Genomic DNA, 6,971 nt, shown 5'->3' on the forward strand with positions numbered 1-6,971 from the left:
CCGTAATGTTTGCTGCGGTGTCCGTCTATGCTCTCGCGCAGCAGAAGGAGCGGGCAGCCAATATTGTCTCGCTTCGCCTCAATGACGCGGCCCCCAGGGTTATAGACGGCGACACGCTGGACGTCTCCGGCTCGCGTGTGCGGATTGTCGGCATAGACGCGCCTGATGACGATCGGCTGCGTCTCAAGCAGGCTTCCACGCTCACCTTGCAGGGCCTTATCGACCGCGATGGCGGTGTCGAATGCGCGACGAGCCTGTTCGATGTCGCCCTGCAGCGCGAGAAGCAATGCCGTAGCCCTGCGACCAGCTATGGTCGCTTGAATCTTTCCTGCCGGTTCAAGGCGAACAGGGCGAGCCTCGCTGCTACCATGGTCGCGCAAGGCTATGCTGTCGATTACCGGCGATACTCCGGTGGTGCCTATGTGAAGCTGATGCAAAGCGCCGCCCGTGATCGCCGCGGGCTATGGGGTCAGGATTATGAAGGAATGCGCCAATTGGCGATCGAGCGCGCCAGTCTGCCTAGCGGGTGTAAGCCAGGAAAATAGCGAGGCCGTCTTGCAAGAGTCAGCTCGTCTCAAGAAGACGGCGATTTGCAATCGACCGCCGCCCATGATATTCATATCGATCTAAGATATTGAAATATTTAACATAATTCCTATTATCGTACTTCTGCGCTGTAAGTGCCAGATAGAAATGGCACCCTGCGCTAGATAGAGATGACACCCCAGGCGTCGTCCCGCGGATATTGGTGGCATGGCTTTCCTGCGGGTCAGGAGAGCACGCATATGACGGTGCTGACGATGAGCCATGGCGAACTTTCGCGATATGATACGCTGTTGCGCGTGGAGCGGGGCGAGCTTCGGGTTGAGGACGCGGCCGGATTGCTGGGATTGAAGCGGAGGCAGATATTCCGATTGCTCAATCGACTGCGATCTGAAGGCGTATCCGGTCTGGTCTCGCGCAAGCGCGGCCGGCCCAGTAACCGGCGGTACAGCGATGCCATGCGCGATCAGATTGTGGCGATTGTGCGCGAACACTACGCGGATTTCGGTCCGACGCTCGCGCGTGAGTACCTGATCGAACGTCATGGGATCACGGTTGCATGCGAGACGCTTCGCCAGATCATGATTGCGGCGGGCCTATGGAAGGACCGCGAAGCACGGCGGCCGCGCCCTTATCAGCCGCGGTATCGCCGGGACTGCCGCGGTGAGCTGATCCAGGTCGATGGCTCGAAGCACTGGTGGTTCGAGGACCGCGGACCGCAATGCACGCTGTTGGTCTACATCGACGACGCGACCAGCGAGCTCATGCATCTTAAGATGGTCGAGAGCGAGAGTGCGTTCTCCTACATGGATGCGACGCGCGAGTACATCGAGCGGCATGGCAAGCCGGTAGCGTTCTATTCGGACAAGCACTCGGCGTTCCGCAACAACCGGGCTTCTGCCAATGGCGACGGGATGACCCACTTCGGTCGCGCGATGGAGGCTCTCAACATCGAGATCATCTGTGCCAACTCGCCACAGGCCAAGGGCCGCGTCGAACGGGCGAATGCGACGCTGCAGGACCGGTTGGTCAAGGCGATGCGGTTGGAAGGGATATCGACGATCGCCGATGCGAACACGTTCCTGCCCGGCTACATGGAGCGGCACAACGTGCGGTTTGCGAAGCCGGCGTTCGATTCGCGCGATCTACACCGGCCGTTGGCTCCACATGACGATTTGCGCACGCAGCTTGTCTGGCGTGAGTGGCGCACAGTCACGCAGGCGTTGGCGCTGCACTATAACAAAGCGCTGTTCATTCTCGAGCCGGACGAGATCAGCCGTGCACTCGCCGGCAAGCGGGTCGAGGTCTGCGAGTATCCCGATGGCAGCCTTGAGATCCGGCACGGCGACCATGTCCTGCCTTACCGGATGCACGACAAGATCAGGCAGGTAAATCAGGCGGCGATCGTCGAGAACAAACACCTCGACGCAGCGCTGGCGATGGCCAAGGCGATGCAGGCACTGCTGCCGCCGCGGAAGCGGAACAACAGCGAACCAAGCCGCCGATCGCAGGGTGCGCACATGTTTCCATCGCCTGCACAGCCGGACCAACCACCGGCCAAACGCAAGCGGGGTCGTCCTCCCCTTCCCCGGCTGACGCCTATCGAGGCAGCACAGCGCATGCTTGAGGGCTATTGAGGGGGCCCACTGCAAAGCAGCGGGTCCAAAGGCGCTACCAATGCCAGACCAGCGCAGAGGCAGGGGCTACGCTGCACAATACAGAAGGGTTCCGCGCAGCCCCTGCCGCAACACGCGGTGACATTTCTAAATAGATGAAATAGTGTCTTCTCTAACTTGCCCGAACATGCGCCTTGGTTCATCGGCTGGTCCCCGACCAAGACCGCACAATATTTTCGCCCTGTTGAATCATGGCAGTAATTGGATCGCCGTCTGAATTGGCGCCCACCAAGCGACCGGAACGTCCAATCTCTTGAGTTTCCAGCATCCTGTTCGCGATTTTGTCGGCGTCTTTCGGACCCCACCACTTCAACATGCCCTCCGCCAAGCTGGGCAAGTTATCGATGCGTTCAGGCCCATACATCACATATGGCGCAATTTCCGCCAGCAGTTCGTCGCATGTTGCGAGGATGTAGCGCCTGTTGGCTTCCTCTCCCTTGGAAATGCGCAATGCGAACAGGCTCAAATAGGTGATATCCCACGCTGCGTTGGCGCAGCCTTCAATCGCTCGGTCCCTATTGGGCGATTGCAGCTTCTTTATCAGTCCAGCACGGTTGCCGCATGTGCCCCAATATCTGGCTGCAAACAGCAATGCGGGGCCAGCTACTATAAAACCCTCGGCCATCCAGTTGGCCAAGCTGTAGAATTTTTCGATGGGTGCCAAAGGCCCCAGCTCCAGTTCCGCGATTTTCAGCGTTACGATATAGTTTCTCGTCCAGCGCAGAAGATCGCCAGCAAAATCGAGGCATTCTCTCTCCTTTGCTGCACCAAGGCTGATATTTGAGGCACGGCCTAGCGCAAGGTCGAGCCATGACTGCACGGCATTTTCATCCGCAGTTCGAAACCATGCGAGTTCGTCCCAAGCTGCCTCATTTCCTTGCTTTTGAGCCAGTTCGTGGAAAGCCAGACCCGGATCGATATCCCAATCTACCGCCTGCGCAAATGCCATCATCCTCATCGCAGTTTCGGTTGTCTTGTCGCGTTTGCGGGGTTGCCCCTCACGGGCAATTTCCGCCATGCGCGAGACGATGTTGCGGTCGGGTAAGATCGCAATCGAATATTCTTCGAGAAACATGGCATGCGCAAGCGCCGGGAGATCCAATAGTCCGCGCTCGGGCAGTATCCATCCTGCAATTAGCGCGGTGCTGTTTCCCAGCAGGCCGGCGACCTCCAACGTATCATCGAGCGGATAGCCGTCCTTGAGGATGAGAGTGAATTGTCCGTCTTCCATGGATCTTTCAATTTCTAGGCTGTCTCGATCTATAGGTTGAGCGATATCGGAACGCCAAGTAACTTGGCTTTATGCTTGGTGGCGCGCTGGACGCGCCGGGGGAACGCCAAGGGCGCTGCCCTTTCGTTCCCGAACAAAAATAGGCCGCCCGTGTAATCCGCTAATCCCGGTGCCCGTCCCCCTGCGGGTGCCGACCAGGCTAACCGGCTCGCCCGCGCCGGCGGTCGATTTTTGCTCCCCCTCCCCAACCCGTTCCTCGCCGGAACGGCAGGGCCGTGAGGCCGTGGCCTTTCGGCCTGCTGACTAGGAGGATCACATCATGTCCATGGAATTGACCGATGCGGAGAAGACCGATCGTGTTCGGTTGCTCAACGATATGGCGCGCCAGAACCCCGGCGTAGCGTGCCGGGCCAACATGACTATCGGCTTTGCCGCGCTGGAGGATCATGATCGTCATGCCGCCATGCAGGTGATGTTGGCTTTCGACCATTTTCACGAAGGCAATGATCCGCATGGGGAGCATGATTTCGGAGCAATTTATCGGCTCCGTTCGGGAGATTGGGTGCAAGCTCGGCCATCGGACGAGAAAAGCATCAGCGAGACGGCGTTCTGGAAAATCGACTGTTATGACAAGCAGTTGGAGTTCGGAAGCGAGGCCCCTTGGGATAGCGATCAAACGACACGGGTACTGACCATCATGCTGGCCGAGGAATATTGAAAGGGCCGCCGCCCCGCATAGCGAGGCGGCGGATCGCAACGTCGGAGGCGCAGCGATTCATTGTCTTTTCGCTCCATTCTGGACTATGTTGGTGGCGATGAAATACACCATGATGCAGTTCGATATTGAGGCCGTTCGGGCGCAGGTCCGCGCCATGGATTATGTCCGAGGCACCCCCGATGAGGTCGAGCAATGGCGGCAGGATGATGCGGAGTCCCGCGCCAATCTCGCCATTGAGGACATGGCCCTTGCTCCGAACGAGGCAGAGCTTTTCGATATGCTGCTGGAGGAGGCGGTTCCGCCCGCTCTCGTGTCCAAGATCGTCCAGGGCCTAGTGCAGAATGGCCCTGCCGAACCGCCTGCTTAACGTCAGTGGGCACCGACCAAGACCCTTATCTGTATCCTGGCACGGCCACGCTCAGGAACAGGCTGGGGCTGACAGACGACGGATCGCTAAATCAAGCGGAACGCATGCTGACCCATGCGCGCGGCCGAGAAGCCGCGCGCATGGCCTTTCCGCTTGATGCCGATGGCTACAGGGCGTTGCACAAGCATCTCTTCCAAGATCTCTATGACTGGGCGGGTGAAGACCGAACCGTCAACATCGGCAAAGGGGGAAGCCTGTTTGCCCACGCCCCCTATGTGGCCAATGCTCTGGCTGCGGTATTCAAGGATTTGGCGAGCCAGAGCCATCTCAAAGGGCTGCCCCGTGAAGAATTTTATGATCGTCTGGGGCATCATCTCAACGAACTGAACGCCGTCCATCCCTTCCGCGAGGGCAATGGACGCACGATGCGACATCATGCGGCGCAGATCACGCGCGATGCTGGCCACTCCCTCCGGATCGCCAGCATCGACAGGCAAATGTGGATGGATGCGTCGCGCCATGGTTTCACCACCGGCGATCATCGTCCCTTGAGCGCAATCCTGGCCGCCGCCGCGCATGAACGGGATGAACCCGTCACGCCGCGCACGGGGCCGGGAGGCATGGCGTTCCTGCCTCCGCGCGATCCGCCGACCGGGCAACGCTATCGCCTGTCGCTGGACAAGGCGCGAGGTGAGCTGGAGCGCTATTTGCATGCGGCGAGGACCGAGGCGACCGATCGCTTGCAAAAATTGGTGAAGGATAGTGCGCCGGCGAGCCAGATTGCCGCTGCGCGCATGGAGCTGGCCTATATGCGCCATGCCAAAGGACCGGTTTATCAGTCCCATTTGCTGATCTATCTCGGGCAGAGGGATGTCGATGCGGTGATTTCCGACAAGCAGACCCCCTTGCAACGTGTGCGCGAGATCGGGGCGGCCTTGGCGACCCGGATCAATGCCCAGCAGCCCGCCCAGGTGCAACGTGCGGTTCGTTCTCTGGAGCGGCCAGTGCTGCCACCGGGCCAATCGCCAGCCCATGACCGGCTTGCCGACCTGTTCCTGAAAAATGCGGCCGAGCAAAATCGATCCGATCCCCGTCTTGCCGGCGCGCAAGCGATTGTGGATCAGGTGCAGGCAGTCTCGCGTCAGCGTGGCGATGGTCCCCGTTTGATGGAGGGCACGATCGACGCGGCGCGCACATCCATTGCCGCGAATATTCGTGCTGGCAGGCCGTTTGAAGACGGTCTGACCTTGCCAACGCAAGATAGGTCCAATCCCCCTGCCCCGGATAAAGGCCGAGGGCGATGATGCCGATCGGCAGCGAGTGATAGTGTAGCTGAAGCGGTTTTTGGGTGCGGCCTGGCGGCACGGCTCTATCTCGCTGCGCTCGACCGAACCCGCTGCACGGTTTCGTCCCATTCGGGTGACGATCCTCGCACATGATGCGGCCGCGGGCGGCCATGCTTCTTCTCACGCCAAGGGGGGCGGCCTCCCCCCTTCCCGGCAAGGGCTGGACCGTCTCGCTGCGCTCGCTTGGTGGTTGGCAGCGTATCCCCATCTTTCCGCGCTTCGCTTGTGCAAGCTGGGCGATCCCCCTCCCTGCCAACCAGCCCTGACATTGCCGGTTCAACCCCCCCGACTTCGCCAGTGGGCAGAAGTCGATGGCGCCATCGCCTTCGGCTCCAGATCAGGAAGGGAAAACCACATGGCACGGAACACCAAAGCGACCCGCAGCAATGTCGAGCGTGCGGATATCTATCAGGAAGTCACCGATCAGATCATCGAGATGCTGGAACAGGGGGTGCGCCCATGGTCGCCGAGCTGGGCGAGCGCCGCCGCCAGCTTTCCGCTGCGCTCTTGCGGGAAGAACTATCAGGGCATCAACATCCTGCTGCTGTGGGCGCAGAGCATGGTGCGCGGATATGCCAACCCCTATTGGATGACGTTCAAGCAGGCGTTGGAACTTGGCGCAAATGTCAGGAAGGGGGAGCGCGGCACCCGGATCGTCTATGCCGGTTCGATCAGCCGGAAGGACGAGAACGGGCAGGCCGTCGAGGACGACAGCGAGCGGCGCATTTCATTCCTCAAGCGGTACACCGTTTTCAATGTCGAGCAGATCGAGGGATTGCCCGATGGCCAATATCCCACGCCGCAGCCGGTAATCCAGAACCGGGATCAGCGCGATCAGCAGCTTGACGCCCTGTTTCGGGCCTATGGCGTGGCGATCATCGAGAAGGACGGCGGCGCTTTCTATTCTCCAGCGTCCGACAGCATCACCATGCCGCGCTTCGACAGGTTCATCAGCGGCAACGCCTTCTATGCGACCCTTGCCCATGAGGCTGTCCATAGCACCGGCCATCGGGATCGCTTGGATCGAGAAACCTTGCATAAATACGGGACCAGCACCGCCATTCGAGCGAAGGAAGAACTTTGCGCGTTA

Annotated in this window: 7 protein-coding genes; 6 read left to right on the plus strand and 1 reads right to left on the minus strand. The window is 59.9% G+C overall.

The window, feature by feature from the left end:
• Window positions 1–17 precede the first annotated feature (17 nt).
• Window positions 18–545, plus strand: coding sequence for a thermonuclease family protein (locus YP76_RS17910; protein WP_232307610.1), 528 nt, complete (start codon window positions 18–20; stop codon window positions 543–545).
• A 240-nt stretch (window positions 546–785) separates the two neighbouring features.
• Complete coding sequence (locus YP76_RS17915) at window positions 786–2,180, plus strand: ISNCY family transposase (protein ID WP_046762820.1); 1,395 nt, start codon at window positions 786–788, stop codon at window positions 2,178–2,180.
• 178 nt (window positions 2,181–2,358) lie between these two features.
• Here the strand turns inward: YP76_RS17915 and YP76_RS17920 are convergent, their stop codons facing one another.
• Window positions 2,359–3,450 (minus strand): hypothetical protein, encoded by a 1,092-nt coding sequence (locus tag YP76_RS17920; protein WP_046764989.1) that lies wholly within the window; start codon window positions 3,448–3,450, stop codon window positions 2,359–2,361.
• A 319-nt stretch (window positions 3,451–3,769) separates the two neighbouring features.
• Here YP76_RS17920 and YP76_RS17925 point away from each other — a divergent pair, with 319 nt between their 5' ends.
• The 4 genes from YP76_RS17925 to YP76_RS17940 all read left to right on the plus strand — a co-directional run.
• Window positions 3,770–4,168 (plus strand): DUF3768 domain-containing protein, encoded by a 399-nt coding sequence (locus YP76_RS17925; protein WP_232307611.1) that lies wholly within the window; start codon window positions 3,770–3,772, stop codon window positions 4,166–4,168.
• A 97-nt stretch (window positions 4,169–4,265) separates the two neighbouring features.
• Window positions 4,266–4,535, plus strand: a complete 270-nt coding sequence (locus tag YP76_RS17930; protein WP_232307612.1) for a hypothetical protein — start codon at window positions 4,266–4,268, stop codon at window positions 4,533–4,535.
• 104 nt (window positions 4,536–4,639) lie between these two features.
• Complete coding sequence (locus YP76_RS17935) at window positions 4,640–5,839, plus strand: Fic/DOC family protein (RefSeq protein ID WP_084733249.1); 1,200 nt, start codon at window positions 4,640–4,642, stop codon at window positions 5,837–5,839.
• A 397-nt stretch (window positions 5,840–6,236) separates the two neighbouring features.
• Window positions 6,237–6,971, plus strand: a 735-nt coding sequence (locus YP76_RS17940) for an ArdC family protein (RefSeq protein ID WP_046764992.1), incomplete at its 3' end; no start/stop codon positions are given.

The sequence above is a fragment of the Sphingobium chungbukense genome (assembly GCF_001005725.1).
GTDB lineage: Bacteria > Pseudomonadota > Alphaproteobacteria > Sphingomonadales > Sphingomonadaceae > Sphingobium > Sphingobium chungbukense.

Bases quoted from the DNA above. Each gene is read 5' to 3' on its own strand.
- YP76_RS17915 (WP_046762820.1), top strand. From the start codon at position 786: ATGACGGTGCTGACGATGAGCCATGGCGAACTTTCGCGATATGATACG.
- YP76_RS17920 (WP_046764989.1), bottom strand. From the start codon at position 3,450: ATGGAAGACGGACAATTCACTCTCATCCTCAAGGACGGCTATCCGCTC.
- YP76_RS17925 (WP_232307611.1), top strand. From the start codon at position 3,770: ATGTCCATGGAATTGACCGATGCGGAGAAGACCGATCGTGTTCGGTTG.
- YP76_RS17930 (WP_232307612.1), top strand. From the start codon at position 4,266: ATGAAATACACCATGATGCAGTTCGATATTGAGGCCGTTCGGGCGCAG.
- YP76_RS17935 (WP_084733249.1), top strand. From the start codon at position 4,640: ATGCTGACCCATGCGCGCGGCCGAGAAGCCGCGCGCATGGCCTTTCCG.